We start from the raw sequence: 25,579 nt of genomic DNA, 5'->3' as shown, positions 1-25,579 counted from the left end.
TTTTCAATGAAAAGGTTTTTCACCACATTATCTAATATCTGGAAAATCGAAGATTTAAGAGTGCGTATTATCAACACACTCTTATTTCTTTTAATATACCGTGTCGGTTCGTTTATCGTGCTGCCGGGTGTAGATCCAGCCTCATTAAATTCGCAACGCGCTAAAGAAGGTCTGTTAGGCTTATTAAACATGTTTGCCGGCGGTTCGTTTTCACGTGCGTCTATTTTTGCACTGGGTGTAATGCCATATATTTCTGCATCTATCGTGGTGCAGCTATTAGGTATTGCTGTGCCATATTTTACCAAACTGCAAAAGGAAGGTGAAAGTGGCCGCAACAAGATTAACCAATGGACCCGATACCTGACTATCCTGATCACTGCTGCACAAGCCATTGGGTATGTGCGTACGCAGGTTACTCCGGATGCGATCAGCCCGGTATTAGGCCAAACTATGTTTAATATCATATCGATCTTCGTTTTAACTGCAGGTACATTATTTGTAATGTGGTTAGGTGAAAAAATTACTGATAAAGGTATCGGTAACGGTATTTCATTGATCATTATGGTGGGTATCATTGCCCAGTTGCCATCAGCTCTGGTAACGGAGTTCAGCTCACGTGTAACTGACACCAACAGCGGCGGTTTATTGATCTTCATCGTAGAGATGGTTGCACTGATCTTAGTGGTCATGTTTACCATTATGATTGTGCAGGGTACCCGTAAAATTGCGGTGCAATATGCCAAACGTATTGTTGGTAACAAGCAATATGGCGGTGTACGTCAGTACATCCCGTTAAAGGTAAATGCTGCAGGTGTAATGCCGATCATCTTTGCCCAGGCATTGATGTTTATCCCAACTACAATTGCTTCGTTTTTCCCTAAAATGGCATCAAGTACGGTATTGATATTATTGTCTAACTATACATCATGGTTACACAACCTGGTATTTGCCATACTGATCATCCTGTTCACTTACTTCTATACAGCAATTACTGTAAATCCGAAACAAATGTCGGATGATATGAAGAAGAACGGTGGTTTCATTCCGGGTGTTAAACCAGGCGATGCAACGGTTAATTTTATTGACGATGTAATTTCTAAGATTACCTTACCGGGTTCAATTTTCTTAGCGGCAATCGCTATCATCCCGGCAATAGCAAACCTGGCACATGTAAACAGCCAGTTTGCAAGGTTCTTTGGTGGTACCTCATTAATCATCTTAGTTGGTGTTGTGCTTGATACCTTACAACAAGTAGAAAGCCACTTATTAATGCGCCACTATGACGGTTTAATGAAAACCGGCAGGATTAAAGGCCGTACTGCTATTCCAACAGCTGCAGGTACAACGCCTCCGGCTATATAAGGAGCAAGAGATTTATACATGGCAAAGATCCATTATAAAAGTGCGGAAGAGATTGAGCTCATCAGAGCAAGTGCTTTATTAGTATCTAAAACACTCGGAGAGGTAGCTAAGGTTATTGCTCCGGGTGTTAAAACTATAGCTTTAAACAAGCTTGCCGAAGAATTTATCCGCGATAATGGCGGCGTTCCGGCTTTCCTGAACTATCATGGTTTCCCTTACTCGTTATGCATATCGCCTAACGACCAGGTGGTACATGGTTTCCCGGGAGAAAAAGAATTAAAGGATGGCGACCTGATATCTGTTGATTGTGGTGTTATCCTGAATAAATACATTGGCGATTCGGCCTATACCTTTGCAGTGGGAGAAGTAAGCGACGAAGTTAAACAACTGATGCGTGTTACGCAGGAGTGTTTAAAACTTGGCGTAGAGAAAGCGGTTACCGGCATGCGTGTAGGTGACATAGGTTTTGCAGTACAGCAACATGCCGAAAAGCATGGTTATGGCGTTGTTAAAGAATTGGTAGGCCACGGTGTTGGCTTACAGCTGCATGAGAAACCTGAAGTGCCTAACTACGGTAAGCGCGGAGCTGGTACAAAGCTGGAAGAAGGTATGGTGATCGCTATTGAGCCAATGATAAATGCTGGTAAAGCAGGCGTTAAGTTTTGGAATGATGGGTGGACTGTTTCGACAGTTGACGGAAAGCCATCAGCACATTATGAACACACTGTAGCCATTAAAAAGGGCCAGCCAGACATTCTTTCTACTTTTTCATACGTTGAGGAAGTTTTAGAAAGAAAAAATTAAAATATCAAATTTTTTTTATAATTTTGCATCCCGCTTTGGGAGCGGATAAATAAGTAATTATCAATAAAATATGGCGAAACAATCATCGATTGAGCAAGACGGTACAATTAAAGAGGCATTGTCCAATGCAATGTTTAGGGTTGAACTGGAGAATGGCCATGAGATAATTGCACACATATCGGGTAAAATGCGTATGCACTATATCAAGATCTTACCTGGCGACAGGGTGAAACTTGAAATGAGCCCGTACGATTTAACCAAAGGCAGAATAACCTACAGATATAAATAATTAAAGAGATGAAAGTTAGAGCATCCATCAAAAAGCGTAGCGCTGATTGCAAGATCATCCGTCGTAACGGAAAACTTTACGTGATCAACAAAAAGAACCCTAAGTACAAACAACGTCAGGGATAATTAAAATATTGGAATTATCCGTACAACGGTAGCCGCCGTTCGGTAATTCACTAAAAAAAAATTTAAAAATATGGCAAGGATATCAGGTATTGATTTACCAAGAAATAAAAGAGGAGAGATCGGACTTACTTACATCTACGGAATTGGCCGTTCAACTGCGCAAAGCATTTTAGACCAGGCTGGTATTTCTTATGATACTAAAGTACAAGAATGGACCGATGAGCAATTAGCTGCAATTCGCGGTATTATTAATGATCAGATCAAAGTTGAAGGTGCTCTTCGCTCTGAAGTACAACTGAACATTAAGCGTTTGATGGATATTGGTTGTTACCGTGGTACACGTCACCGTAAAGGTTTACCTCTGCGTGGTCAGCGTACTAAGAACAACTCACGTACCCGTAAAGGTAAACGTAAAACAGTTGCTAACAAGAAAAAAGCTACTAAATAATAAGTAACAGATGTTAGATGTGAGATAGGTGATTTTCTCACACACTCGCATTTAATGGATTTAAAAAAATAGGATTTGCAGTATTTGAACTGAGCGGTAGGTCTCACAACTCAAATCTCGGATCTCAAACCTTAAAGTAAAATGGCTAAAGCTAAAAAAGTAACCAAAAAACGTATCGTAATTGTTGAGCCTGTTGGTCAGGCGCATGTTAACGCTACTTTTAACAACATCATTATTACCCTTACTAACTCAACCGGTCAGGCTATTTCATGGTCATCAGCTGGTAAAATGGGTTTCAAAGGTTCTAAAAAGAATACTCCTTACGCTGCTTCACAAGCTGCTGCCGATTGCGGTAAAGTAGCTTATGATTTAGGCTTACGTAAAGTTGAGGTGTTTGTTAAAGGCCCGGGCGCTGGTCGTGAGTCAGCTATCCGTACCCTGCAAACTACAGGTATCGAGGTTACTACCATTAAAGATATCACACCGCTTCCGCACAACGGTTGCCGTCCTTCAAAACGCAGAAGAGTTTAATTAATATATTTTTTAAAGCTAAGATTCGGCAGCTGCGGGCTGCCTGATACTTTAAAACACACAAACAATGGCAAGATATACAGGCCCAAAAAGCAAAATTGCACGTAAGTTCCGTGAACCGATTTTCGGTCCGGATAAAGTGTTAGAGAAAAAGAACTACCCTCCAGGCATGCACGGCGTTTCTAAACGCAGAGGCAAACAATCTGAGTACGCAGTACAGCTTCAGGAGAAACAAAAAGTTAAATATACTTACGGTGTGTTAGAACGTCAGTTCGAAAACCTGTTCCACCGCGCTTCATCTCGCGAAGGTATAACCGGTACAAACTTGCTTCAATTATTAGAAGCTCGTTTAGATAACGTAGTTTATCGTTTAGGTATTGCTCCAACCCGTTCTGGCGCACGTCAGCTGGTTGGTCACAAACACATTACCGTTAATGGCGAAATTGTAAACATTGCTTCTTATACTTTAAAAGCAGGTGATGTTGTTGCAGTACGTGAGAAATCAAAATCACTTGAAGCAATCAGCAATTCAGTTGCCGGCCGTCGTGTTAACAAATACAACTGGTTTGAGTGGGATGCAGCTAACCTTTCTGGTAAGTTGTTAAACTACCCTAACCGTGATGAGATTCCAGAGAACATCAAAGAGAATCTGATCGTCGAGTTGTACTCTAAATAAGATATGAGAATTGAGATGTGAGATCTGAGACTTTAGTCGCAGATTTTGCATTTTAAATAAATTCAAAAATGATGTGGGTACTTCCGATTTCAGATTATAATCTCAAATCTCATATCTCACATCTCAAGTCTAATTAACAAACAAAAATCAAAAGGATATAAATGGCAATTTTAGCATTTCAAAAACCAGACAAGGTAATCATGCAGAAGTCAACTGACTTTGATGGTACTTTTGAATTCCGTCCGTTAGAGCCAGGTTTCGGTGTTACCATTGGTAATGCTTTACGTCGTATCTTACTTTCATCACTGGAGGGTTATGCTATCACTTCTGTACGTATTTCAGGAGTAACGCATGAGTTTTCAACCATCAAAGGCGTTGTTGAAGACGTTACCGAAATTATCCTGAACCTGAAACAAGTTCGTTTCAAAAAAACCGGAAATTCTGGTGATTCTGAGAAAATATTTGTCATCATCAATGGTCAGGATACTTTTAAAGCTGGTGACATCACCAAGTTTTCAAACAACTTTACCGTATTAAACCCTGAGCTTGTTCTTTGTAACATGGACTCATCAGTAACGCTTGAAGTTGAGCTTACTGTTAACAAAGGCCGTGGTTACGTTGCAAGTGAAGAAAATAAAAACCCGGATGCAATGGTTGGCGTTATCGCCATCGACTCTATTTACACTCCGATAAAGAATGTAAAGTATACCATTGAAAACTATCGTGTAGAACAAAAAACGGACTATGAAAAATTAGTTCTGGATATTGTTACTGATGGTTCTATCCACCCTGAAAATGCATTGAAAGAAGCGGCTAAGATCCTTATCCAGCACTTCATGTTGTTCTCAGACGAAAACATGATGCTTGAGGCTCAGGCTAAAGAAGAAACCAAAGAAGTTGATGAGGAAATCCTGCACATGCGCAAGATCCTTAAAACCGAACTGGTTGATCTTGACCTTTCAGTGCGTGCGCTTAACTGCTTAAAAGCAGCTGATATCCGCAGCTTGGCTGATCTGGTTTCTTACGATGTTGCTGATATGTTAAAATTCAGAAACTTCGGTAAAAAATCATTAACAGAGATTCAGGATCTGGTTAAATCAAAAGGCTTGTCTTTTGGTATGAACCTGGCTAAATACAAACTGGACGAGGAATAATTTTATAACGAACCAAGAGCCAAGAGACAAGAAACAGGACATCTTGAATCTTGATTCCTGACTCTTGGTTCTATTTACAAACAACAGCGTAATTCCGAGGGCTTGACGGTAACGCCGCCCAACGGTATGCACGTGCCACAACAACAAACAAAATGAGACACGGTAAAAAACACAACCACTTAGGTCGTACCGACAGCCACCGCAAGGCAATGCTTGCTAACATGGCTTCTTCTTTGATCGAACACAAACGTATTACTACAACGTTAGCAAAAGCAAAAGCTTTACGCGTTTATGTTGAGCCGATCATCACAAAAGCTAAAAACGATACTACACACTCACGCCGTACCGTATTCAGCTACCTGCAAAGCAAAGATGCTGTAACTGTATTGTTCCGCGAGATTGCTGAAAAAGTTGCTAACCGCCCAGGTGGTTACACCCGTATCATCAAATTAGAAAACCGTTTAGGTGACAACGCCGAAATGGCACTTATCGAATTAGTAGATTACAATACCGTTTACGGTAAAGATACTGCTGCTGCTCCTGCTAAGAAAGCTACCCGTCGTCGTGGTGGTGCTGGCAAAGGCAAAACTGCTGAAGCTGCAACTGCTGAGGTAACGCCTGCTGATGAAGCAGTTGTTGCTGAAAACCCTGCTGAAGAAACTCCTGCAACTGAAACACCAGCTGCTGACGAGGTTTCTAACAAAGAAGATCAGGCAGAAAAAGGCGAGTAATTGTAATTACGCGATACTGTTAAAAGCCCCGCTCAGTTTTGAGCGGGGCTTTTATTTTTTAAAATGATTTGATTAGCTTTAAGCTTATCTGTATAAAATGCCTATCCAAGCTGTCATTTGCGGTATTATCTGCGTAACCTTCTTCCTGCAGGCTTTTATTGCTTTTTTTAATCCGCTGAAAGTAAATGTGATTGGGAATAGATGGCTTAGTATATTTTATGTGGCTGTTGCCGGCATGGCGTTGAATGAAATGTTGTTCTTAGCAGGCTGGCATGAGCGCCATTACCGCTTAATAGGCGCCAGTGAGATGACAAGGTTTGCAATGGCACCTGCATTATATCTTGCGGTTTTACAATTCACCACGCCAGGAAATAGTTTTAAGGTAAAGCAGCTATGGCGTTTTTTGCCATTTGCCTTGTTTGTACTTTATATGGCCCCCACTATATTATTGCCAGGCACGCACAGTTGGTTGTTAACGCACAGCATGGGCGTACTTGTTGCTACATTCTTCGGGTTAACCGCTCGGTTTCAGTTGTTGGCCTATTGGGCTCTGTCATTGTTAATACTTTATCGTCATCAAAAAAATATTCGCCATATTAATTCAAATATTGAACCTGTAAGCCTCGACTGGTTAAAATACATGATGTATGCAATTGGCGCCATGGTGATACTATTCGTTATCAATGTGGCATTACATATTTATGTACATCCACTATTATCACCGATGGTTTATTTGTCGGGTAGTTTGCTGATTATCTACTATTCGCTTGCCCAAAAAGAGATTTATCCTTTCGTAAGCGCCGATATTGAGGGGATACAATTGGTTATTGAAGAAGTGAATGAAAATAGCCGGACCGTTAAGACCCGGTTTACTTCAGAGGAAGCGTTGCAATTAAAGTTACGCCTGCAGCAACTAATGCAGATCGAAAAGTTCTATCTCGATAACGAACTAAACCTTCCGCAGTTAGCACAAGCAATGGACCTTTCTATACATGACCTGTCTTACCTGCTTAATGAGGTGATCGGCGTTAATTTTTTTCAGTTCGTAAACGGCTACCGGGTAGAGGAGGCTAAACAATTGATGCTGTCTGGCAAACACAATCATCTTAATATTTTAGGCATTGCATATCATGCAGGTTTTAACTCTAAAACCACTTTTAATACTGCTTTTAAAAAAGCAACCGGCTTGTCGCCAAGCCAGTATATTAAACAGTCGGCTACGCTTTCAGATCGGCTTACTATAAAACAAATCGGTACGGGTTTATAATACCGAACGACAAGCCCTGTTCATATACATAATATTGGATAAAACTGAAATCCAATATGAGTTATCAAAGCACTTTTTTCAAAAATCAATTAGCATGTGTTGTTGCCGGCATTATTGGCGCAATTGTAACAATTCGCATATCGCGCCGGTATTTAGCATTTATTCCTAACATTCTGTTTATTACAGTGGGCGTGGCATTTTTACTGCTTAGCATCTTGTATGCTTTCAGGTGGCGGCAAAATTCAAAATACACATGCGATATCAACAAACGGCAATTTGCATTTTGGGAAGCGCTTATCCGTTATTTTATCGGGTTGGATATGTTTGATATCGGTTTGGGTAAGATTTTTCATGCACAGTTCCGGGTGCCGTTGGGCATGCTCGATCTTCCGTTTAATGAGATAGAAGGCTCGACACTGATGTGGGCTTTCTTTGGCAAACACTATAGTTACACCGTTATCATTGCTATATTACAAATGGCAGCAGGCTTGCTAATTGTATTTCGTCGCACACGTTTGTTCGGAACCATTTTTTTACTGCCAATTTTACTGAACATCATTCTGCTTAACTATTATTATGATTTTGGGCCTGTGGTAAGCATTTATACCATCTTACTTACGCTTGCATGCGTTTACTTACTGCTGCTTGAGTATGATCGCTTGTCGCAATTTTTCTTTGCAGAGCCGGGTACGCTGCCTGTGTTCATATTTAAAAACCAGTGGGCTAAAGCGGTTGCCCGAGCTTCGATAGTGGTCATTCCGTTTGCGCTTGTTATCATCAACCGAATGCCATTATTTTATCCTGAGTATACAGGCAGTTATACGGTAAAATTGCTTAAATTAAATAATGCTTTGGTTCCCCGGCCCAAATCATCCCGCGACAGTGTCTTAACCCGGATTTATATTGATAAAGATGATAATGACTTTGTTATGGATTATAATGATTACCGCCGCCGTTTTATTGGGAACTATACTTACAATAAATCCAATAACCTGATCCAGGTAATATGGCATTGGCCGGAGTTCATGCATGATACGCTGACTGCACAGTTGCTGCCAGGCAAAGCGGCTGGAACAAAAGTTCTTTCCGGTCACATGGGTAAAGAGGTATTTAAGATAGAGATGCAAAAACAGTAGGATGCTGTCAACCTGTCACCGTAATCTCATTTAGTACTGACTAAACGCATGTTATTATACACATATAACCCACTTTATGTCATTCCTGTTAATTATTTTCTGCCATTTTTAAGTTGGCACAACCCTTGTTAAATAAGAGCAGGAACTTATTTAATAATAAAGGAAAATATCAATCATATGTCTAAAATCATTGGAATCGACTTAGGAACAACAAACTCCTGCGTGGCTGTAATGGAAGGTAACGAGCCTGTAGTTATTGCCAACAGCGAGGGTAAACGCACCACCCCATCGGTAGTTGCTTTTGTTGATAACGGCGAACGTAAGGTGGGTGACCCTGCTAAGCGCCAATCTATCACTAACCCTAAAAAAACAATCTACTCTATTAAACGCTTCATGGGTAACCAGTTTAACGAGGTTACTAAAGAGGCTGAACGCGTACCATATGACGTGGTTAAAGGCGATAACAACACACCACGTGTTGAGATCGGCGACCGCAAATATACTCCGCAAGAAATTTCTGCAATGATCCTTCAGAAAATGAAGAAAACTGCTGAGGATTTCTTAGGAACTGAAGTTACTGAAGCGGTTATTACCGTACCAGCTTACTTTAATGATGCACAACGCCAGGCCACTAAAGAAGCAGGCGAAATTGCAGGCTTAACTGTAAAACGTATCATTAACGAACCTACCGCTGCTGCCCTGGCTTATGGCCTTGACAAAGCCCACAAAGACATGAAAATTGTGGTATTTGACTGCGGTGGTGGTACGCATGACGTGTCAGTGCTTGAACTTGGCGATGGCGTGTTCGAAGTAAAATCAACTGACGGTGATACGCACTTAGGTGGTGACGACTTTGACCAGGTAATTATCGACTGGTTGGCAGACGAATTTAAAAACGACGAAGGTATTGATCTGCGTAAAGACCCTATGGCTTTACAACGTTTGAAAGAAGCTGCTGAGAAAGCTAAAATCGAGCTTTCAAGCACTACTCAAAGTGAGATCAACCTGCCATATATTACTGCTGCTGACGGTATGCCTAAGCACTTGGTTAAATCATTAACCCGTGCAAAATTTGAGCAATTAGCCGACAGCTTGATTAAACGTACTATTGAGCCTTGCCGTACCGCACTTAAAAATGCAGGTTACAGTACATCAGATATCGACGAGATCATCCTGGTAGGTGGTTCAACCCGTATCCCTGCAATTCAGGAAGCAGTACAAAAATTCTTCGGTAAAGCGCCTTCAAAAGGTGTAAACCCTGACGAGGTTGTGGCTATTGGTGCTGCAATTCAAGGTGGTGTATTAACCGGTGAAGTTAAGGATGTGTTACTGTTAGACGTTACCCCGCTTTCATTAGGTATTGAAACTATGGGTGGTGTAATGACCAAGCTGATCGAAGCTAACACTACTATCCCAAGCAAAAAATCAGAAGTGTTCTCAACTGCGTCTGACAACCAGCCATCTGTAGAGATCCATATTTTACAAGGTGAACGCCCAATGGCTGCACAGAACCGTACTTTAGGCCGCTTCCACCTGGACAGCATTCCGCCAGCGCCACGTGGTGTACCTCAGATCGAAGTAACTTTTGATATTGATGCTAATGGTATCCTGCACGTATCTGCTAAAGATAAAGCAACCGGTAAAGAGCAAAAGATCCGTATCGAAGCTTCTTCAGGCTTAACTGATGCGGAGATCAAGAAGATGAAAGATGAAGCTGAAGCAAATGCTGAGGCAGATAAAAAAGCAAAAGAAGAAGTTGAAAAACTTAACGCTGCTGATGCTTTGATCTTCTCGACAGAAAAGCAACTGAAAGAATATGGTGACAAGATTTCTGCTGACAAAAAAGCACCTATCGAATCATCATTGCAAAAACTGAAAGATGCTTATGCTGCTAAAAACTTCTCTGATATCGAAGCTGCACAAACCGAGCTTAACAACGCATGGGCTGCAGCATCTGAAGAGATGTACAAAGCAACTGCCGATGGTCAGCAAGCACAACCAGGCCCTGACGCTCAACAAGGCGGCGAGCCTCAAAACGGAGCAGACACCGTAACTGATGTTGACTTCGAAGAAGTAAAATAATAACCCAATATATATGTAAAACGCCCTGCCGGTTTCCGGCGGGGCGTTTTGCTTTATGATATTATTGAAGTTAGATAACAAGAGCGATTAATAATCAATCTCAATTTCCTGATTACTGTAATCAATTAAATGTTCCTGCACCTTAGCTTCACTGCCAAAACCATGCAGGACAAGTTTTATCTGCTCAAATTTTGATGAATAGGAGCCTTCTGCTGCTGAGAAAATGATTTGCCTGGTGTACGGGTCAAATGTGATCGTGCGCTTGTGATAGCTGCCCTTCTCATAATCGTATGACGAGCCGTCATCTTCATAATAAACAAATGTGTTCGGCTCGCTGCCGTTCCAAACATTTACCTCTAAAATGCCATCAGTTTTTTCATCGGTATACTGAATGATACTTTGCAGAGGCAATATGCCACCGGCTTTTACAAATACTGGTAGATTACCCAGTGGCGCATCAACTTGGTGATCTTTGCCACCTTCATATTTTTCGTCTGATCCTAAGCGGTACCATTCACCTTTTGGCAGGTAAGCATAAACACTACTTTCGGTACTGATGACCGGGCAAATCAACAAGCTATCGCCAAACATAAACTGGTTTTGGTACGAGTCATTATAAACAGTATCATCAAAGGTGTATTCAATAGCTAATGTGCGGCTTACCGGAAGCCCTGTAGTATGCGATTGGTAAAAGCTGGAATACAGATAAGGTAACAAGCGGTAACGCCATTCTATGTCCTTTCTCATGATCTGCTCGTTGTCTTCGCCGAAACGCCACGGCTCGCGCATTTTCATGCCTTTCATGGCATGGTTGCGGAACATAGGGATATATACACCTAACGAATTCCAGCGTACCATCAGTTCAGGAGTAGGGTCGCCGGTAAAGCCGCCAATATCAACACCCACCATTGACATACCTGTAATGCCCAGCGCATTTACCATGCGCTGCCCTAAAAGCATATGAGCATCGTAAGCCGAATTATCACCCGTCCAGACGGCTGAATAGCGCTGCGTACCGGAATAGGCTGCACGTGTTAACACAAACGGCCTGCGGCCTGATATTTTCTTAGTGCCATCATAAGTGGCGCGTGCCATTTCCATGCCGTACACATTACGCACCTCGGGCATAAATTTGTCGCCAAACTTCACCATCCACGGGATGTTTTGTCCCCAGGCTGCAGGTTCGTTCATGTCGTTCCAAAAACCTTCTACACCCGGGTCTGTAAGTGCGGTGAACGACTCGCCCCACCACTTGCGTACATCTTCTCGGAAAAAATCTGGAAAATGGCAGCGGCCTGGCCATACTTCGCCTACATAGTTTTCGCCGTTAGGATAGGTGGCAAAATAGCCTTTAGCTACGCCTTCGTCGTATTGTTTATAGCCTTGTTCTACCTTAATGCCAGGGTCAACTATGGTAACCAGGCGGAAGCCCATTGATTTAAGTTTATCGATGAACGACTTCGGATCGGGAAAGGTCTCGTTATTCCAGGTGAATATCTTGAAACCGTCCATATAGTCAATGTCGCAATACATTACATCGGCCGGTATGTTATGGTCGCGGAAGGTTTGGGCAATATCCAGTATCTCCTGTGCGCTCATATAACTCCAGCGGCATTGCTGGTAACCGAGGCTCCACATTGGCGGCATTTCCATTCGGCCAGTTAGCCATGTATAATCTTTGATGATTTCTGCTACGCTTTGCGCACCGAAAAAATAATAGTTAATATCACCATCATCAGCGCCAAACCAGCTCATCTGGTTATCGGTAGTGGCACCAAAATCAAAATAAGTTTTATGGGTGTTATCAAGGAATAATCCGTAGGTCAATCCGCTATGGATGCCAATAAAGAACGGGAAGGTTTCATAAAGCGGATCTGATGTAATGCCATGCAATGGTACATCGCTGTTCCAGTTTACGTATGAACTGCCGCGACGGTTCAGGTCACCGGTTTTTTCACCGAGGCCAATGAATTTCTCGTCAGGATAAAGCTTACGATAATTAATCACACGGCTGCCCTGCCAGTTAACACCGAAGCGTTCATCGTCCCGGCTTAGCTCTTTTCCATCGGCCGTATAGAAACTAAACCTTAATGACGATTTTTGGATGCGTAGCTCCAAAGCATCGGTTCGCACCTTTATTTCCGAACCTGATTCTTCAATGCTAAACTCATTCTCCGGCTTTTGAATTACAGCGAACGATTCGTCTGCGGTATTAAAGTTTTTAGAAATATTAACCCTGACCACCGTAGGGCTATAGACCCATACCCGCGCTATAGCTTCGGCGGTTTTTATAATCAGCTGGTTATTTTGCTTGCTTACGCTTTCGGTATTTCCTAATATCTCAAACTGCATATCTTTTATGTTAGCAATAAAAGAACGGCTGAAATTGGATAACGTTTTTATAAATAAAAATCCCCGCCTTTAAGGGCAGGGATTGTATGAGTAGGCTTACGTCATCCCGAACTTGTTTCGGGATCTCATAAGTTAAGATTTGCATGTGGGATGCTGAACTGGGTTCAGCATGACAGGCTAATTTTTTAGTCCCAAAGTTTTTCTGGATAAGTACCGTTTGCTACAAGATCAGCAATGCTTTTTTGTACAATCGGTTTATCCTCTTTGTAAGTAACGCCAAACCATTTTGATGAAGTTGGGATCACTTTGAAAGATGCTTTGCCAGATTTAATTAATTCGTCGGCCACAAGCGGAATAAAGAACTCTGCTTTAGGATTGTTTTTGTTAGCCTCAACAAAGCGTTGGAACATGGGCAGGCTTTGCTCAAATACGGCAGGAGTAAAGCCCCAGAAGTTCATAGAAACGCGGGTATCTTCAGTTAGCGGAGTTTCTACACCACCTTCTTCGTAAACAATGCCGTCGCCTTTAAAGTAAACCTGTGTACGCTCGTTGATCTCAACCATGTTGCCTTCTTCGTTCACTTTACAAACGCCGCGGGATACCGAGCCGTAATCTGAAAGTGTTTTACCGATCTGGTAACCGATAAGCGAATATTTATCGTCAGCAACTTCGGTAGTTAAAAACTTAGCCATTTTTTCAAAGGCGTCATAACCATAATAATCGTCTGCATTGATTACGCAGAAAGGCTCATGGATCTGGTTGCGGGCAGCTAATACAGCATGTGCAGTACCCCATGGCTTAGCACGCTCTACTTCTTCGTCGATACCGAAAGGTTTAAGGTCATAGCTTTGAAATACGTAATCGGTTTCTATACGACCCTGCAGCTTAGGTTCAAAAATAGCTTTAAAGTTATCCTGAAATTCTTCGCGAATGATAAAGCTGATTTTGCCGAAGCCTGCTTTAATGGCATCGTAAATAGAGTAATCGATAATGGTTTCGCCGTTTGGGCCAAAACCATCTACTTGTTTCATGCTGCCATAACGGCTTGCCATTCCGGCGGCTAATATTAATAATGTTGGTTTCATTGTTATAAAGCTGGGCTTTTATTTTTTAACGAATTTTTTTTGAGTGATGTTCGGTTGTTAATTGAAATACTTAAAATTCTGTCCTGCCTCGATACTCAGCAGCGATTCATAAATCAAACGGATCACATTGTCTACATCTTCTTTATGTATCATCTCAACAGTAGTATGCATGTATCGCAAAGGCAAAGATATCAAAGCAGATGGCACACCATCATTTGAGTAGGCAAATGCATCCGTATCTGTACCAGTTGAACGTGACGATGCCTGGCGCTGGAACGGAATATCTGCTTTTTGTGCAGTGTCAATCAGTAATTTATTCAGGTTGTTTTGTACCGCAGGTGCGTAAGAAACTACCGGCCCGCGTCCGCATGCTAAATCGCCCTGAACAATTTTGTTAATCATAGGGGTTTGGGTGTCGTGCGTTACGTCAGTGATAATGGCCACATTAGGTTTAATGTGATGTGCAATCATTTCGGCACCGCGCAAACCAATTTCTTCCTGTACGGCATTTACGATATACAGGCCGAAAGGCAATTGCTTGTTGTTTTCTTTAAGTAAACGGGCAACTTCGGCAATCATGAAACCACCTACACGGTTATCCAGCGCACGGCCTACATAATAGCGGTCGTTAAGTACCATAAATTCATCCTCGTAAGTAATAACGCTACCCACGTGGATGCCCAGTTTTTCAACCTCTTCTTTAGAAGTACAACCGCAATCCAGGAAGATATTTTTAAGGGTAGGGGCTTCTTCTTTTTCGCCGCCTAAACGGGTGTGTATTGCAGGCCAGCCGAAAACTGCCTTTACAATGCCTTTGTCGGTGTGAATATTTACACGTTTAGAAGGTGCGATCTGATGGTCGGAGCCACCATTGCGGATCACATAGATCAAGCCATCGCTGGTAATGTAATTCACATACCATGAGATTTCATCGGCATGTGCTTCAATTACCACCTTGTATTCGGCCTGCGGATTAATGATACCAACGGTTGTGCCATAATTGTCGACATAATATTCGTCAATATATGGTTTGATATAGTCCAGCCACATTTGCTGGCCTTTCCATTCAAAACCGGTTGGCGAAGGATTATTAATATATCTTTCTAAAAATGCTAAGGAAGTTTCGTTTACAACAGGTACGTGCTGTTTTTTATCAGGTGTTTTTTCAGACATAGTAGTATAACGCGTATAACATTGCTGCTATTGCAGATAGACAAATATAGCAAAGCAGTTGATAATGCCATATAAACCCTAAAGTTATCAAATAGTTGATGCAGTGTTAGGGTTATTTTAAAGGATGTGTGAGGAGGAAGTAGCCTCACCCCGAACCCCTCTCCTGAAGAGAGGGGCTTTGAGTTTATATCTTGGATAACATCTTTTCCATGATCTCATAATTTACGCCCTTGCGCTCGAATAACTCACCGGTAGAATTAAAGCCGGATTTTTGATAAAACCCTACTGCTGAATCGCGGGCATTGCACCAGATGCGTGTACCACCTTCTGCTTTTGCAAAATCAATGATATATTGCAATAAGTCGCGGCCGATGCCTTTGCCTTGCATGTCGGCGGCTACGGCAAACTTTCGGAACTGAAAATCTGTTCCGTTTTGAAATAAGGATACAACAGCAACCAGTTTATTATCCATAAAACCACCGAAGTGGATGCCATGCTGGTCTTCCTCCATTTCCATAGCTGGCAGCGTTTCGTTTGGATAAAGCTCGTTACGTCGCAAGCGCCACGTAAGCTCGGGGGTTATTTGTTCGATGTGAAGGGAATCCATATGATTAGATAGTTCCCTCCCCTGGGAGGGTTAGGGAGGGGTTGTTTTCAATAATTTTTATGATTGTAATTTCAATCGTCCTTAATACATTGATCATGTCTGATTTTACTTCAGTCTCTGAAAGTCTTAAAATAGTAACTCCCAACTGCTATAGCCTTTCAGTTCTGATTAGATCATTATTAAAAGTTTCTTCAAGTTCATGATAATGCCCATCAATTTCAATTGCCAAATGCAATTTTTTGCAATAAAAATCTACTATATAATTGTCAATGCAGCGTTGCCGGTCGAAATCAAAACCCAATAATTTATCTTGTTTAAGTTCATTCCATAGCAGAGCTTCTCCCAAAGTCATGTTCTTGCGAAGTTTCCTGGCAAGTTCTTTTAATTTAGGATTGTATGGAATGATCTTGTCTGGCATTAACCCCTCCCTTACCCTCCCAAGGGAGGGAACTAATCATAAAACAAGCGTCACAACGGAATATTGCCATGCTTTTTCTTTGGCATGTTTACTACTTTATTTTCAAGCATCTTGAAAGCGTGGATCAGCTTGATACGTGTTTCTGATGGTTCGATCACCTCGTCAACAAAGCCGCGTTTGGCTGCACGGTAAGGGTTGGCAAATTTGTCAGAATAGATTTGTTCCATCTCACGCCATTTTGCTTCCGGGTCTTCTGCGGCATTAATTTCACGTTTAAAGATAATTTCTGCTGCCCCTTTGGCACCCATAACCGCAATCTCTGCCGATGGCCATGCAAAGTTCATGTCGGCACCGATATGTTTCGAGTTCATTACATCATAAGCGCCGCCGTAGGCTTTACGGGTAATTACCGTAATACGCGGAACAGTAGCCTCGCAGAAAGCGTATAATAATTTAGCGCCATTGGTAATAATGGCATTCCATTCCTGGTCGGTGCCCGGCAAAAAGCCCGGTACATCTTCAAATACCAACAGCGGAATATTAAAGCTATCGCAAAAGCGTACAAAGCGCGCTCCTTTGGTAGAGGAATGGATATCAAGCACACCTGCCAGGTAGGCGGGCTGATTAGCCACAATGCCAATGCTGCGGCCAGCTATGCGTGCAAAGCCTACCACAATGTTAGGTGCAAAATCTTTATGGATCTCTAAAAAGCTGCCGCCGTCAATTACTTCCTCAATCACCTCACGGATGTCGTAAGGTTGTGAGGCATTCTCAGGCATCATTTTATTCAGTGTCGGGCGTTGTTCGTTGCCCCCTTCATAAACTAATGCCGGTGCGTTTTCTTCGCAATTTTGCGGCATATAACTCAGCAGTTTTTTAATATGCTGAATAGCGTCGATCTCATTAGCGCAGGCAAAATGGGTAACACCTGACTTTGTAGCGTGTGTGTTAGCACCGCCAAGTTCTTCTGAAGTGACTACCTCATGCGTTACCGTTTTAACAACGTTGGGTCCCGTAACAAACATGTACGAGGTGTTTTCCACCATCAGTATAAAGTCGGTAATGGCAGGCGAGTAAACTGCACCGCCGGCACACGGACCCATAATGGCAGATATTTGAGGTATCACACCCGAAGCTTTAGTATTGCGGTAAAAGATATCGGCATAGCCGCCCAAAGAGACCACGCCTTCCTGTATACGTGCGCCGCCCGAATCGTTAAGCCCGATAACCGGTGCGCCATTCTGCATAGCCAGATCCATTATTTTACAGATCTTTTCGGCATGGGTTTCAGACAACGATCCACCGAAAACAGTAAAATCCTGCGAAAATACATAAACTATACGACCGCTGATCGTGCCGTAACCAGTCACTACACCATCGCCCGGATAGTTTTCTTTTTCCATACCGAAATCAGTTGAGCGGTGTGTTACCAGCATCCCGATCTCCTGGAATGAGCCTTTATCCAGCAAAAAATGTAAACGCTCGCGGGCGGTTAACTTTCCTTTTTTATGTTGGGCATCAATACGTGCTTGTCCGCCACCAGCCAACGCCTGTGCGCGTTTCTGATCAAGAATTTCTATCTTTTTATCCACGGTATATAATCGGTAAAGGCTAAAAGTACTGATTGTTAACTGATATAATCAAGAGAAAGAAAAATGACAATGAAAAATGCAATCAATTAGGTGCTTATGATGTTTTTTATATATTTGCTAAATACGCATGAAGTTAAGGGAATTTAAAATAGTGCTTTGCATCCTGTTTATGGCCATCTTTAATTTAAAGATGTTCATTTCAGTTGCACCTGTTTTTATGAGCCTTAACAGTAAAACAGTTAACGCTGTTATTACACAATTAGAGCAGGAAACTAAAGGCGAAAAAGAATCGCCGGAGAAAGATGCCGCCAAAGAAAAGAAATTCTGCGATGAGCATTTTTTTAGTTACACCTATGAGCATGTTGCTATAATTGAAGAAACAAACATCCTGCATAACCAGGAACGGTCTTTATATACACAGGTTTACCATCCTGTTGTGCCAACCCCTCCTCCGAACGTATAATCCCGGGCAATCCCATTTGATGATGTATGATCTGCAAACTATGGCATTTAGCTATTGCTAATAGCCGGTAATTGCTTTTCCATATCATCTTCAAAACATCCCTGCATTAATGCAGGGTAAAAATAAATGATTTAATTTTTGAATAAACCTGAATAATCAGGTTGTATATAAGAGCTTAATGGACAGCGTTAACTGTTGCCCATTGAGGGTGAGTTTTCATCTTAAGTTAGTTAGTAGTAGACAACCCCGGGAGCGAGTCGCGGGGTTGTTATTTATATAAATTTTATATTTTGCAGCGTTAATGAATAGCTGCTTTTATGCTAAGAAATTCAACAACAAATCGCACCTTCCGCGAAAATCAGATGCTTGCATCGTCAACGGCCTTTGTTTCGGGTTACATTAATGTGGCCGGAATGTTAGGCTTACTTGTTTTTACCTCAAATGTTACGGGTCACGTTGCTTCATTAGCAAATCATATCGTGAGGCAACACTTTCATGAGATCATGGTGTTTATGATATGGTTGCTCATGTTCTTTTTTGGCGCCTTTACCTCAAATTTTATTATCCGCTCTTTTGAGCATAAAAGCTATTACACGGCTCATAGTACACCGGTGATATTAGAGATTTTCATCTTATTATTTGTAGCCATATACGGTAATCATTTTTTTGCGGGCTCTGATACCGAGCGCGAATACATCATCGGTGCCTTGCTGTTTGCCAACGGTTTGCAGAACAATATGGTATCTACAGTTTCTGGTGGGTTAGTTAAAACATCTCACCTTACAGGTTTGTTTACCGACTTGGGCGGAGAAGTAGCCGAATGGCTGCATCCCAAAAGTTTAAAAGCGAAAATAACGAAGGAGAAGATATTAATCCGCACAACAATACTTGGTTGTTATATTACAGGCGGTATTGTTGGAGGCATATTTTTTGACATATATGGCTTTGCTATATTTTATTTTGTGCCATTAATATTGCTCACCATATTATATTACGATTTATCACCGCTGGCGCTCCATAAGCTTGCTCGCTTGTTTGGCAGACCCGGCAAAACAAACAATTTTAAACAATAACTATGTGTGCTAAAGTAGAAAAGTATTATGACGATGCTTCAAGATTAAGTTACGAAGCTTTGTTAGAAGGCAACAAACGTTTTGTTGCTGAAACATTACAGGAAGACCCGGACTATTTTAGTAAACTGGCTTCTGGTCAGGCGCCTCCGGTGCTGTGGATTGGTTGTGCTGATAGCCGTGTGCCTGCTAACCAGATTACAGGTACTAACCCGGGTGAAATATTTGTGCACCGTAATATCGCCAACGTTGTAGTACACTCTGATATGAACATGTTAAGCGTACTCGACTATGCCGTTAACGTGCTTAAAGTAAAACACGTAATTGTTACCGGTCATTATGGCTGCGGTGGTGTAATTGCTGCCATGAGCCATAAACAGTTTGGTTTAATTGACAACTGGCTGCGCCATATTAAAGACGTTTACCGCTTGCACTCGGCCGAACTGGATGCTATTGAAGACGAAACCGAACGTACCAACCGTTTTGTTGAATACAATGTGATTGAAAGCGTTGAAAACGTTTGTAAAACATCAATTGTACAAAACGCCTGGAAAAACGACCAGGAGATTTATGTACATGGCTGGGTGTATGAATTAGGCACAGGTTATATTAAAGACCTGCAAGTAAGCCACAGCAATAAAGACAGCCTTGAAGGCGTGTTCAGATTTGATTAATAAAAAATCATATATCATAAGAAGCCGCGAAGTGATTTGCGGCTTTTGTGTTATGAGCCAATTTTCATTAGGCAAGCAAAGTAAGTAAATGAAGCGTTTGTGGATGTACTTCTTTTTTAGCCGCTAAAAAAGAAGTACCAAGAAAAAAACTCGTCGCTGGCACCGCAGCCTTCAAATGTTTTTGCTTTAGCACTACCCGTAATTTCCGGCTGCGCTGAGGCGACATTGTTTCGGTTGCGTTACGTCAGTACGAACAGAATAATCTTATGTGCTTGCATATGCAATAGAGCCTCTCTCTGCTCCACAGGAGTCCTTTGACCGGAGAGCGGTTTGGGGTGAGGCTACAAAAGATATTTTAGGTATCGTCATTGCGATGAATCCGATTTATCGGATGAAGAAGCAATCCTCAAGCCGCATTTAACTGTGGGGCTCATTAAACTCAAAAAGCCACTCTGCAATTGCAAAGTGGCTTTTTGTTATATCTGATTTCTAAACTATACTTCTTTATTTAAAAAAGGATAGCGGTAATCTTTTGGTGGATCAAAGGTTTCTTTGATGGTACGCGGCGATACCCAACGCAGCAGGTTAAGCATTGAACCCGCCTTGTCATTAGTACCTGAACCACGTGCACCGCCAAATGGCTGCTGGCCAACTACAGCTCCGGTAGGTTTGTCATTCACATAGAAGTTACCCGCGCTGTTACGCAAGCGTTCTGTTGCGGTAGCTATGGCATAACGGTCTTGAGAAATGATAGAACCTGTCAGCGCATAATTGCCGGTTTTATCAATAGTTTCCATAATGCTTTCAAACTCATCGTCGTTGTAAACGTAAACGCTTAATACCGGGCCGAAAAGCTCTTCGCACATGGTTACATAAAACGGATCCTGCACCTCAATAACGGTAGGGGTAATAAACCAGCCTATGGTTTTATCATAAGTGCCGCCTGAAATAACGTTAACGTTAGGGTCGGCATTGGCAGCGTCAATATATTTAGCCAGTTTATCGAACGAACGTTCGTCGATCACGGCATTAACAAAATTGCTGAAATCTTCAACCGGGCCAATTTTAAATGTTTTTAATTCGGCAACCAGTTTCTCTTTAAGCGCAGGCCATAAAGATTTTGGAATATATGCACGAGAGGCAGCCGAACATTTTTGTCCCTGGTATTCAAAAGCGCCACGTAATAAGGCAACATTCAATACGTCGATGTTAGCGCTTGGGTGGGCAAGCACAAAGTCTTTACCACCGGTTTCGCCAACTATGCGTGGGTATGAGCGGTATTTATTGATGTTTGCGCCGATCTCTTTCCAAAGGCTTTGGAAAACCCCGGTTGAACCTGTAAAGTGAAGGCCTGCAAAATCAGGGTGTTTAAAGATGATATCACCCGCAACAGGGCCATCAGTATAAATCAGGTTGATAACTCCCGGAGGCACACCAGCTTCCAGGAAGATCTGCATCACTACGTTAGCAGCGTAGATCTGTGTTGGTGCCGGTTTCCAAACCACAACGTTACCCATCATGGCTGCAGAAGCACAAAGGTTACCTGCAATAGCCGTAAAGTTGAATGGGGTAATAGCAAATACGAAACCTTCAAGCGGCCTGTATTCCACACGGTTCCAGATGCCTTTGCTGCTTTGCGGTTGCTCGGCATATATCTCGGTCATGTAATGCACGTTGAAGCGCAGGAAGTCGATCAACTCACATGCTGCATCAATCTCTGCCTGATAAGCGTTCTTAGACTGGCCAAGCATGGTAGCTGCGTTGATCTTAGCACGATAAGGGCCTGCGATCAAGTCTGCAGCTTTCAGGAAAATAGCGGCGCGTTGTTCCCACGGCATGTTTTCCCAGTTGGCCTTGGCATTTAATGCAGCTTCAATAGCGGCATGTACATGGCTGGCATCACCTTCGTGGTAAGTTGCTAATACATGTTTATGATCATGCGGCGGGCGAATTTCAAATGTTTTACCGGTGCGTACTTCTTCGCTGCCGATATACATCGGGATATCCAGTTGCTGAGCGCGGCCCTCTTCTAAAGCGGCTTTTAAAGCGGCACGTTCCACACTGCGCGGGCCGTAGTTCAAAACCGGCTCGTTAACAGGCTGCGGTACGTTAAAAAATCCTTTTAACATAGACGATATTTTAAGTGCCGCAAAGATACAGGTTGTTATTAAGTTATTTGTTTGTTCGGCGTAATTTTGGCTGGTGTGATGGATATATCAGGAAGCTAATCAATTAGACTCACTTAAACCACCTTTTCAACCGGCTAAAGAAACCTGGTTTTTGTTTTGTTGCTTCTTCCGGAAGCTGATCTGTAAACGGGTGCAGACGGTTAATAATAGACAATGCCGCCTTTACCCTTAGTGCAAATGCTTCATCTTTATCCGGATCAAAACGTAATTGTTTTAAAGCTTCGATCTCGTGTTCCAATTCAAAGCTTAAATCAAGCTGCGTTTGGCTGTCCATTCTTTCGGGTTTGCCATTTACAAAATCAGCCAGTTGTACCAACGTGAGCTGTAATACGGCATAGTGGTTATAGGAATAATGCTGAAAGGTTGTTAGCAGCTTTTCAAGTCTTTTTAGATCACTCGGGGTAAGATATCGCACGAAATTATTAGAATATTGTAGTTAGGTTAATAAATAGGTGTTTCCATTAAAGCAATAATATATCCAAAGTTGATATGGGAACATAAGTTTACTTCTTTAAGTAGTAAAAATGTTTCCTTCAGGTTAAACTACGTAGTAAAAGGTTAATTGGTTTATTTCTTTTGCTTAATTAAGTGGCATTGATGCAATGTTATGATCGCCCCAAGTGAGCATAAATGTCCCCAAAGTGATGAAAAAATTGCTTAGTGTGGTACTGCACAACAATGAATAAAGTATAGCAATTAATAAAAACATCAATTATATTTGTGGCTTTAATTAAGATATGAAAAACTTAGGTATCGTTATTGGCCTTTTAGGTATACTTATCGTAGCAGGCGCTTTAATTTTAACTCCTGCCCGTACTTTTAACCCTGCTGATTCTAACAACGGCATTCATGCTTCTGCTGCAATTTTCTTCACCGGTACTATTGTTTTTGGTGTAGGCGTGGTTTTGCTGGCTACTGCTGTTGCGCGCAACAAAGCGAGATAATATTATAAAAGAGATACGTAAGGCAATTACAGGCACGCCCATGCCATAGGCTGCCTTTTATTTTTCTGTTATTTTTATTCCTATCTTTTTAAGCAGCATGGATGCATTGAATGTTTTGCATTCTCCGGGCTTAATCTTGTAGTCAAAAATCATTTCGCCGTCCTGCACCTGTATGTCAAAATAAAAGTTGCGTACATAGTCGGGATATTGTTGCTCTAATTGGGATAGTTGCAAATCGTGCGTGGCAACAAGGCCCACGCCATGCTCACTGATCAGTTGCTCAATTACGGCTTTGCTGCCGATGTATTTATCGGCAGAGTTGGTGCCCCGCAACATCTCATCAATCAGGAAGAATATATTATCGCTGTCATTAACTGCTTTTAATAACATTTGCAGGCGGTCAAGTTCGGCCTTAAAGGTAGAAGTGCTTTCGTTAAGCGAGTCTTTGATGCGCATATAGGTAACTACCTGCATTACCGAAATTTCCATTGATTGTGCGCATACCGGTGCTCCGCTGAGCGCAAGTACGGCGTTTATACCCAGCGTACGCAGAAAGGTACTTTTACCCGCCATGTTAGAGCCGGTGATAATATCAATTTTAAACCCGTTAAGCGAGTAATCATTTTCAACACGTATGCCTGGTTTAATCAGCGGGTGGGCTAAATTTTCAGCCTGATATATATAGCCGTTATCTGAAGAAATCTGCGGGAAACACCATTCCGGATAGTTGATGTGTAAACTGGCCAGGCTGCAAAGCGCCTCAAACTCAAATAATACCACGAAAGCCTGTTCAATGCTATCGTGGTATTGCCGTTTCCAGTTTTCAATGGCTATCATTTGCCTGATATCCCATAAGAAAAAAGCATTCAGGAAAAAGCCAACCAGTATATTGTAACGATAGTTAAACTTATCGATCAGCTTGTGCAGCAAATTAATCTTTGCAGAAGTAGAAATGCCGCCAGAACTTGCCACCGCAACCGCCAACCTGATATTTAAATCGGCCTGCCATGTTTCACCCTCTATGGCTGCAAAAGCTTTAGCGTAATTACTTAATGCTGCGCCGGTTTTTTCAACTGCAACATTGGTTTTATTAATAAATTGGTTCTTAGAACCGGCTATCCCCACGTTTATCAAGCCTATTATTACAACGACACTTTTAATGGGAAAAACAAAAGAAAGCGCCAGCAAGCTAAACATTAAAAAAGGGGCTATCCGGGCACAAACAGCCAGCCATTTTTCGCCTGTAAGGTTAAGCGGTGTATGCAGATAACGGAACAACTGGCTTAACTGGCTGCCGTTGTTATCCTTGCTAAATAACAGATGGGCCTGTATATCAAGTTTCCAGTCGTTTTTGTCAGCCAGTTCTTTAACGGCATTTTGCCGGTCAATCACCCTGTTTTTATTTGCAGGGGCGGTTAGCCAGCCAGCCAATTTGTTATTGCCCTCAGCGGTAGCTGCCCTATTCAGTAACTGAAATAAAGAAGCATTGCCGAAGATATCCAGGTCGGCAGCATAATAATGTTTATCATCAGCAAACTCAGCCCCATTATTGTAAATGTTGCCGTGATTTAAAATGCTTTCGATCTCATTTTCATTTACAGCTTTTACAGCTTTATAGTATAGCTTCAAGGTTTCAAATTCGCTTTGGCGTTTTACCAGCCATGCAAACCCTAAACCCAATATGATAAAACTTATCCCAAAAATTACCAGGTCGGCTTGCTTTACAGCCCAGTAAATAGCTGCCACGAGCAGGAAAAATACCGTTAGCCGGATAATAGAGTAAGTATTAATCAGCCTTTCGTACTGCGCATGTTGCTTGTGCGCTTCCGCTGCATTAAGGCGGTATTGTTGTATAATCGGATTGTCCACAACACAAATAAAGGTAATTTGCTGCAGAGTGGACAGATTGCATTTACTTTGTACTATGAAAGTAACCCTGCTTACTGTTGGTAAAACTGAAGATGCTTATATCCGCGAAGGCATTGATAAGTATTTGAAGCGTTTAAAGCATTATCTGAAGGTAGAAATTGTTGACCTGCCCGAACTGAAAAATACCAAAGCGCTTACTGCTGATCAACAGAAAAACCGCGAAGCTGAAATGATATTAAAAAAAGTTGCTGCAACGGATTACCTGGTATTGCTGGACGAGCAGGGAAGCGAATTTACCTCGCAGCAGTTTGCTAACTATATCGATAAAAAAGCAGTTACCTCGGTACAGCACATGGTGTTTGTAGTGGGTGGGCCTTATGGGTTTGATCAAAGCGTATACCAGCGGGCAAATGATAAGGTCTCACTTTCGAGAATGACTTTTTCGCACCAAATGGTACGCCTGTTTTTCATCGAACAATTATACCGGGCATGTACTATTATCAAAGGCGAGCCATATCACCACCAATAAGTAATTATT

At 42.0% G+C, this 25,579-nt stretch carries 26 protein-coding genes; 17 read left to right on the top strand and 9 right to left on the bottom strand.

The window, feature by feature from the left end; translation table 11 throughout:
* Positions 1-6 precede the first annotated feature (6 nt).
* The 12 genes from secY (at position 7) to dnaK (ending at position 10,605) form a co-directional block, all read left to right on the top strand.
* The gene (gene secY, locus PQ461_RS17890; protein WP_274206904.1) at positions 7-1,362 is read left to right on the top strand and encodes a preprotein translocase subunit SecY; all 1,356 of its coding nucleotides are present in this window, start codon (positions 7-9) and stop codon (positions 1,360-1,362) included.
* Between the two features lie 18 nt (positions 1,363-1,380).
* Positions 1,381-2,166 (top strand): type I methionyl aminopeptidase, encoded by a 786-nt coding sequence (gene map, locus PQ461_RS17885; RefSeq protein WP_274206903.1) that lies wholly within the window; start codon positions 1,381-1,383, stop codon positions 2,164-2,166.
* A gap of 70 nt (positions 2,167-2,236) precedes the next feature.
* Positions 2,237-2,455, top strand: a complete 219-nt coding sequence (infA, locus tag PQ461_RS17880) for a translation initiation factor IF-1 (RefSeq protein ID WP_074487406.1) — start codon at positions 2,237-2,239, stop codon at positions 2,453-2,455.
* A gap of 8 nt (positions 2,456-2,463) precedes the next feature.
* Complete coding sequence (gene rpmJ / locus PQ461_RS17875) at positions 2,464-2,580, top strand: 50S ribosomal protein L36 (RefSeq protein ID WP_074487407.1); 117 nt, start codon at positions 2,464-2,466, stop codon at positions 2,578-2,580.
* A gap of 70 nt (positions 2,581-2,650) precedes the next feature.
* Positions 2,651-3,028, top strand: a complete 378-nt coding sequence (gene rpsM / locus PQ461_RS17870) for a 30S ribosomal protein S13 (RefSeq protein WP_274206902.1) — start codon at positions 2,651-2,653, stop codon at positions 3,026-3,028.
* Positions 3,029-3,169: 141 nt separating this feature from the next.
* Positions 3,170-3,559 (top strand): 30S ribosomal protein S11, encoded by a 390-nt coding sequence (gene rpsK / locus PQ461_RS17865; RefSeq protein ID WP_274206901.1) that lies wholly within the window; start codon positions 3,170-3,172, stop codon positions 3,557-3,559.
* 67 nt (positions 3,560-3,626) lie between these two features.
* Positions 3,627-4,235 carry a 30S ribosomal protein S4 gene (rpsD, locus tag PQ461_RS17860; protein WP_274206900.1) on the top strand — a complete coding sequence of 203 codons (609 nt, stop codon included), beginning with the start codon at positions 3,627-3,629 and terminating at the stop codon, positions 4,233-4,235.
* 161 nt (positions 4,236-4,396) lie between these two features.
* Positions 4,397-5,389 carry a DNA-directed RNA polymerase subunit alpha gene (locus tag PQ461_RS17855; protein ID WP_337993477.1) on the top strand — a complete coding sequence of 331 codons (993 nt, stop codon included), beginning with the start codon at positions 4,397-4,399 and terminating at the stop codon, positions 5,387-5,389.
* A gap of 152 nt (positions 5,390-5,541) precedes the next feature.
* A complete protein-coding gene (rplQ, locus tag PQ461_RS17850) occupies positions 5,542-6,120 on the top strand; it encodes a 50S ribosomal protein L17 (RefSeq protein ID WP_274206898.1) in 579 nt (192 codons plus the stop codon).
* Between the two features lie 97 nt (positions 6,121-6,217).
* Positions 6,218-7,387, top strand: coding sequence for a helix-turn-helix domain-containing protein (locus PQ461_RS17845; protein ID WP_274206897.1), 1,170 nt, complete (start codon positions 6,218-6,220; stop codon positions 7,385-7,387).
* Positions 7,388-7,443: 56 nt separating this feature from the next.
* The gene (locus tag PQ461_RS17840) at positions 7,444-8,523 is read left to right on the top strand and encodes a hypothetical protein (RefSeq protein ID WP_274206896.1); all 1,080 of its coding nucleotides are present in this window, start codon (positions 7,444-7,446) and stop codon (positions 8,521-8,523) included.
* Positions 8,524-8,700: 177 nt separating this feature from the next.
* Complete coding sequence (gene dnaK, locus PQ461_RS17835) at positions 8,701-10,605, top strand: molecular chaperone DnaK (protein ID WP_274206895.1); 1,905 nt, start codon at positions 8,701-8,703, stop codon at positions 10,603-10,605.
* 87 nt (positions 10,606-10,692) lie between these two features.
* On the opposite strand, the gene PQ461_RS17830 is transcribed toward dnaK, so the two are convergent.
* The 6 genes from PQ461_RS17830 to PQ461_RS17805 all read right to left on the bottom strand — a co-directional run bounded on the left by PQ461_RS17830 (position 10,693) and on the right by PQ461_RS17805 (position 17,832).
* Positions 10,693-12,957, bottom strand: coding sequence for a glycoside hydrolase family 31 protein (locus tag PQ461_RS17830; RefSeq protein ID WP_274206894.1), 2,265 nt, complete (start codon positions 12,955-12,957; stop codon positions 10,693-10,695).
* A 185-nt stretch (positions 12,958-13,142) separates the two neighbouring features.
* On the bottom strand, positions 13,143-14,042 hold the full coding sequence (locus PQ461_RS17825; RefSeq protein WP_274206893.1) for a nucleotidyltransferase family protein: 900 nt from the start codon (positions 14,040-14,042) through the stop codon (positions 13,143-13,145).
* Between the two features lie 57 nt (positions 14,043-14,099).
* Positions 14,100-15,215 carry a M42 family metallopeptidase gene (locus tag PQ461_RS17820; RefSeq protein WP_274206892.1) on the bottom strand — a complete coding sequence of 372 codons (1,116 nt, stop codon included), beginning with the start codon at positions 15,213-15,215 and terminating at the stop codon, positions 14,100-14,102.
* 184 nt (positions 15,216-15,399) lie between these two features.
* The gene (locus PQ461_RS17815; RefSeq protein ID WP_274206891.1) at positions 15,400-15,822 is read right to left on the bottom strand and encodes a GNAT family N-acetyltransferase; all 423 of its coding nucleotides are present in this window, start codon (positions 15,820-15,822) and stop codon (positions 15,400-15,402) included.
* A gap of 148 nt (positions 15,823-15,970) precedes the next feature.
* Positions 15,971-16,240 (bottom strand): endonuclease domain-containing protein, encoded by a 270-nt coding sequence (locus PQ461_RS17810; protein WP_274206890.1) that lies wholly within the window; start codon positions 16,238-16,240, stop codon positions 15,971-15,973.
* Between the two features lie 50 nt (positions 16,241-16,290).
* Positions 16,291-17,832, bottom strand: coding sequence for an acyl-CoA carboxylase subunit beta (locus tag PQ461_RS17805; protein ID WP_274206889.1), 1,542 nt, complete (start codon positions 17,830-17,832; stop codon positions 16,291-16,293).
* Between the two features lie 127 nt (positions 17,833-17,959).
* Between PQ461_RS17805 and PQ461_RS17800 the strand changes: the two genes are divergently transcribed.
* The 3 genes from PQ461_RS17800 (at position 17,960) to PQ461_RS17790 (ending at position 20,039) form a co-directional block, all read left to right on the top strand.
* Positions 17,960-18,295 carry a hypothetical protein gene (locus tag PQ461_RS17800; RefSeq protein ID WP_274206888.1) on the top strand — a complete coding sequence of 112 codons (336 nt, stop codon included), beginning with the start codon at positions 17,960-17,962 and terminating at the stop codon, positions 18,293-18,295.
* A gap of 317 nt (positions 18,296-18,612) precedes the next feature.
* On the top strand, positions 18,613-19,368 hold the full coding sequence (locus PQ461_RS17795) for a YoaK family protein (RefSeq protein WP_274206887.1): 756 nt from the start codon (positions 18,613-18,615) through the stop codon (positions 19,366-19,368).
* A gap of 2 nt (positions 19,369-19,370) precedes the next feature.
* Complete coding sequence (locus tag PQ461_RS17790; RefSeq protein ID WP_274206886.1) at positions 19,371-20,039, top strand: carbonic anhydrase; 669 nt, start codon at positions 19,371-19,373, stop codon at positions 20,037-20,039.
* Positions 20,040-20,533: 494 nt separating this feature from the next.
* Here PQ461_RS17790 and pruA read toward each other — a convergent pair whose 3' ends face one another.
* Positions 20,534-22,168: an L-glutamate gamma-semialdehyde dehydrogenase gene (pruA, locus tag PQ461_RS17785; protein ID WP_274206885.1), complete on the bottom strand. Its 1,635-nt coding sequence runs from the start codon at positions 22,166-22,168 to the stop codon at positions 20,534-20,536.
* Positions 22,169-22,277: 109 nt separating this feature from the next.
* Entirely contained in the window at positions 22,278-22,643 is a 366-nt protein-coding gene (locus tag PQ461_RS17780; protein ID WP_274206884.1) for a hypothetical protein, read from the bottom strand.
* Between the two features lie 322 nt (positions 22,644-22,965).
* Between PQ461_RS17780 and PQ461_RS17775 the strand changes: the two genes are divergently transcribed.
* Complete coding sequence (locus PQ461_RS17775; RefSeq protein ID WP_274206883.1) at positions 22,966-23,172, top strand: hypothetical protein; 207 nt, start codon at positions 22,966-22,968, stop codon at positions 23,170-23,172.
* A 57-nt stretch (positions 23,173-23,229) separates the two neighbouring features.
* On the opposite strand, the gene PQ461_RS17770 is transcribed toward PQ461_RS17775, so the two are convergent.
* Positions 23,230-25,041, bottom strand: coding sequence for a MutS-related protein (locus PQ461_RS17770; RefSeq protein WP_274206882.1), 1,812 nt, complete (start codon positions 25,039-25,041; stop codon positions 23,230-23,232).
* A gap of 55 nt (positions 25,042-25,096) precedes the next feature.
* Between PQ461_RS17770 and rlmH the strand changes: the two genes are divergently transcribed.
* Complete coding sequence (gene rlmH / locus PQ461_RS17765; protein WP_274206881.1) at positions 25,097-25,570, top strand: 23S rRNA (pseudouridine(1915)-N(3))-methyltransferase RlmH; 474 nt, start codon at positions 25,097-25,099, stop codon at positions 25,568-25,570.
* Positions 25,571-25,579 lie beyond the last annotated feature (9 nt).

The sequence above is a fragment of the Mucilaginibacter sp. KACC 22063 genome (assembly GCF_028736115.1).
Taxonomy (GTDB): domain Bacteria; phylum Bacteroidota; class Bacteroidia; order Sphingobacteriales; family Sphingobacteriaceae; genus Mucilaginibacter.
This window is presented reverse-complemented; position numbering and strand designations above follow the sequence as displayed.

Bases quoted from the DNA above. Each gene is read 5' to 3' on its own strand.
- PQ461_RS17820 (WP_274206892.1), bottom strand. From the start codon at position 15,215: ATGTCTGAAAAAACACCTGATAAAAAACAGCACGTACCTGTTGTAAAC.
- infA (WP_074487406.1), top strand. From the start codon at position 2,237: ATGGCGAAACAATCATCGATTGAGCAAGACGGTACAATTAAAGAGGCA.
- PQ461_RS17830 (WP_274206894.1), bottom strand. From the start codon at position 12,957: ATGCAGTTTGAGATATTAGGAAATACCGAAAGCGTAAGCAAGCAAAAT.
- rpsD (WP_274206900.1), top strand. From the start codon at position 3,627: ATGGCAAGATATACAGGCCCAAAAAGCAAAATTGCACGTAAGTTCCGT.
- rplQ (WP_274206898.1), top strand. From the start codon at position 5,542: ATGAGACACGGTAAAAAACACAACCACTTAGGTCGTACCGACAGCCAC.
- dnaK (WP_274206895.1), top strand. From the start codon at position 8,701: ATGTCTAAAATCATTGGAATCGACTTAGGAACAACAAACTCCTGCGTG.
- rpsM (WP_274206902.1), top strand. From the start codon at position 2,651: ATGGCAAGGATATCAGGTATTGATTTACCAAGAAATAAAAGAGGAGAG.
- PQ461_RS17775 (WP_274206883.1), top strand. From the start codon at position 22,966: ATGAAAAACTTAGGTATCGTTATTGGCCTTTTAGGTATACTTATCGTA.
- rpmJ (WP_074487407.1), top strand. From the start codon at position 2,464: ATGAAAGTTAGAGCATCCATCAAAAAGCGTAGCGCTGATTGCAAGATC.
- PQ461_RS17855 (WP_337993477.1), top strand. From the start codon at position 4,397: ATGGCAATTTTAGCATTTCAAAAACCAGACAAGGTAATCATGCAGAAG.
- PQ461_RS17845 (WP_274206897.1), top strand. From the start codon at position 6,218: ATGCCTATCCAAGCTGTCATTTGCGGTATTATCTGCGTAACCTTCTTC.
- secY (WP_274206904.1), top strand. From the start codon at position 7: ATGAAAAGGTTTTTCACCACATTATCTAATATCTGGAAAATCGAAGAT.
- PQ461_RS17795 (WP_274206887.1), top strand. From the start codon at position 18,613: ATGCTAAGAAATTCAACAACAAATCGCACCTTCCGCGAAAATCAGATG.
- PQ461_RS17815 (WP_274206891.1), bottom strand. From the start codon at position 15,822: ATGGATTCCCTTCACATCGAACAAATAACCCCCGAGCTTACGTGGCGC.
- PQ461_RS17840 (WP_274206896.1), top strand. From the start codon at position 7,444: ATGAGTTATCAAAGCACTTTTTTCAAAAATCAATTAGCATGTGTTGTT.
- PQ461_RS17800 (WP_274206888.1), top strand. From the start codon at position 17,960: ATGAAGTTAAGGGAATTTAAAATAGTGCTTTGCATCCTGTTTATGGCC.
- rlmH (WP_274206881.1), top strand. From the start codon at position 25,097: ATGAAAGTAACCCTGCTTACTGTTGGTAAAACTGAAGATGCTTATATC.
- map (WP_274206903.1), top strand. From the start codon at position 1,381: ATGGCAAAGATCCATTATAAAAGTGCGGAAGAGATTGAGCTCATCAGA.
- rpsK (WP_274206901.1), top strand. From the start codon at position 3,170: ATGGCTAAAGCTAAAAAAGTAACCAAAAAACGTATCGTAATTGTTGAG.
- pruA (WP_274206885.1), bottom strand. From the start codon at position 22,168: ATGTTAAAAGGATTTTTTAACGTACCGCAGCCTGTTAACGAGCCGGTT.
- PQ461_RS17825 (WP_274206893.1), bottom strand. From the start codon at position 14,042: ATGAAACCAACATTATTAATATTAGCCGCCGGAATGGCAAGCCGTTAT.
- PQ461_RS17810 (WP_274206890.1), bottom strand. From the start codon at position 16,240: ATGCCAGACAAGATCATTCCATACAATCCTAAATTAAAAGAACTTGCC.
- PQ461_RS17790 (WP_274206886.1), top strand. From the start codon at position 19,371: ATGTGTGCTAAAGTAGAAAAGTATTATGACGATGCTTCAAGATTAAGT.